General features: G+C 66.2%; 1 protein-coding gene and 1 rRNA gene. One reads left to right on the forward strand and one right to left on the reverse strand.

The genetic code is table 11. From position 1 onward, the window contains the following. The first annotated feature begins 184 nt into the window (after nucleotides 1-184). A 5S ribosomal RNA gene (gene rrf / locus QRO93_RS21295) occupies nucleotides 185-299 on the forward strand. Between the two features lie 376 nt (nucleotides 300-675). Here rrf and QRO93_RS21300 read toward each other — a convergent pair. Then, nucleotides 676-2,740: methyl-accepting chemotaxis protein (locus tag QRO93_RS21300; RefSeq protein WP_285304352.1), on the reverse strand; the 2,065-nt coding region annotated here is incomplete at its 5' end.

Here is a 2,740-nt window from a genome sequence, read left to right on the forward strand (position 1 = left end):
TGTAAGTACAGCAATGTATTGAGCTAACTGATACTAATGATCCGTGCGGCTTGACCATATAACCTCAAGTTGCCTTGGCTTTACGACAACGTCGTAAGAGCATCCAAGTGCACGCTACGTCACAAGAACTATGCGAGGCTGGCGCCTTGTCCCTAAGGGACGAGTGCGACTCTCCAAAAGCCTCCCTGGTGAAATTAGCGCTGTGGAACCACCCGATCCCATCCCGAACTCGGAAGTGAAACGCAGCTGCGCCGATGGTAGTGTGGCTCAAGCCATGCGAGAGTAGGTCATCGCCAGGGTTTACACCCAAAACCCCGCTGCTCACGCAGCGGGGTTTTTCTTTGGGCGCAGGAAAATGCATCGGCCGGAATGCACCGGTAGATCCACGCCACGCGTGGAGTGCTGCCGACCATGGTTGGCGGCTACCGATGATGGTCCGTGCGGGGTACCTCGTGGTGGCTGTCGGTAGACCCACGCCATGCGTGGCTGTGTGACGTGGGCCTGCGCAATGCGCATGCCGTGGTTGCCGGCCAGTGGCCGGCACTACCGATGGATCGATGCCGTCCTGCGACGCCCATCGAACGGGCCCTTCCCGTGATCCGTCACGCAGAGCACTTAAAAAAAAGACGGCGCCCTGCGGGCGCCGTCTCCAATCGATCCGGTTGCACGTTCCTATCAGGCGACCAGAGCGACCTCGCGCGCTTCCTGCTGGCGGAACACCGAGACCGCCTCAGTCAGCGTTCCCGCCTGCGACCGCAGTTCACGCGCGGCAGCAGTGGCTTCCTCCACCAGTGCCGCGTTCTGCTGCGTGGCCTGGTCCATCTGCACCACGGTCTGGTTGATCTGCTCGATGCCGATCGACTGTTCCTGCGAAGCGGCTGATATCTCGCGCATCAGGTGGCTGACGCTCTCGACACCACCGACGATGCCCTGCATGCGCTGGCCAGCATCGGCCACCAGCTGCGCACCCTCACCCACCTGGCGGCCGGCTTCGTCGATCAGTTTCTTGATCTCCTGCGCGGCTGCGGCGGAACGCTGGGCCAGCACGCGCACTTCGCTGGCCACCACCGCGAATCCGCGGCCCTGCTCGCCGGCCCGCGCGGCTTCGACCGCGGCGTTCAGCGCCAGGATGTTGGTCTGGAACGCGATGCCGTCGATGACGCCGGTGATATCGCCGATGCGCTTTGACGCGTCCTCGATCGCCTGCATGGTGTCGACCACCCGCTGCATGGCGGTGTTGCCGTCACCGGCGGCATTCTGTGTGGAGGCGGCCAGTTCACTGGCCTGACGCGCATGGGCCGCGTTCTGGCGCACCGTGGCGGTCAGCTCTTCCATCGAAGCCGCAGTTTCCTGCAGGTGCGCGGCCTGGCGCTCACTGCGTTCGGAAAGCGCGCCGTTGCCGGCGGCGATCTCGCTGGCGGCGGTACTGATCGAGATGGAGCACTGCTGGATGCGGCCGACCATGCGCGCCAGCTGCCCGGCGGTAGCGTTGGCATCACGCTGGATCGCGGCGAAGGCGCCTTGGTACTCGCCATGCATGCGCCGGTCCAGATCGCCATTGGCCAGCGCAGAAAGCATCTGTCGCACTTCGTCGACGGTGCTGCCCAACGTATCGAGCAGCTGGTTGATGCCGCCGGTCAGACCCTCCAGGAAGCTGGCACCTTCGCCCGCTTGCAGACGCTGGTCGAGATCGCCTGCGGCGGCGGCGGCAACAATGCCGGCTACAGCATTCTCAAGCGACAGTTCGTGCGTGCGGTCATGCCACTCCACGGCGAAGCCGAGGCGCACGCCCTGTGCATCGAACACCGGCGTGACCACCTGCGCAAAGTGCACCGGGCCGATCTGTACCTTGCCGTTGTGCGTGACCTGCAGGCCATTGAGGATCGCGCGGATGCGGTCCGGGTTGGCGTGGAAGCGGTGGATGCTGCTGCCGACCAGACGCTCGGCATCGAAGTCGGGGAAGGCCTGGCGCAGTGTCGCCTGCTGGTTGCGCAGCAGGGCCACCACCGAACGGTTCACGTAGCGGATCACGTGGTCGTTGTCGGCAATCATCATTGCGGTGCGCGAGGCGTCCAGGGCCTGGCGGATCTGTGCGTTCTCGGCATGCGCTTCAGCCTCGCGCCCACGCTGGGCCTGCACGTGGCGCGCGGTATCGGCCAGCGCGTGGGCCAGCGAACCGGGTGCATGGGCCGTGGTATCCGCATGCGCGCCAAGATCGGCACCGGTGGCGATATCGCGGGCCAGCGCAGCCAGGCGGCGTGGGCCGTGGCCCAGCGCCTCGGTCTGCTGGCGCAGGCGCAGCGCGACCTGGCCGAGGAACAGTGCAAGGCCGGCAAACAGCGTTGCCTGCAGCAGCGTTGGCCCGGCCGCGGCACCTTCCAGCAGCGGCTGCAACAGCGCGAGCGTGCCAACGCCACCGGCCAGCCATACCGGCAGGCGATCACGGTGGCTGAGCAGCACGCCGAGCAACAACGCGATCGGCAACGCCGGCGACAGGCCGACCATCGCGCATAGCAATGCCAGCTGCAGCGACAACAACAACGCCAGGCCATTGCGGGCGATGCTGCGGCCCGCCTGAGGGCCGCCCAGCCAAAGGGCGGGCAATGCCGCGGCCGCAGCCAACGCGGCACCCGGCACGTGGGGCCCACGCAGGGCCAGAACAAGGCCAGCCACGGCCAATGCCGCGCTGCCGATCAGCAGTCGGCGATCAGCACGGCGGGCGAGCTGCTGCAGATGCGGC

Source organism: Stenotrophomonas maltophilia group sp. Smal17, from assembly GCF_030237045.1.
Classification (GTDB): domain Bacteria; phylum Pseudomonadota; class Gammaproteobacteria; order Xanthomonadales; family Xanthomonadaceae; genus Stenotrophomonas; species Stenotrophomonas forensis.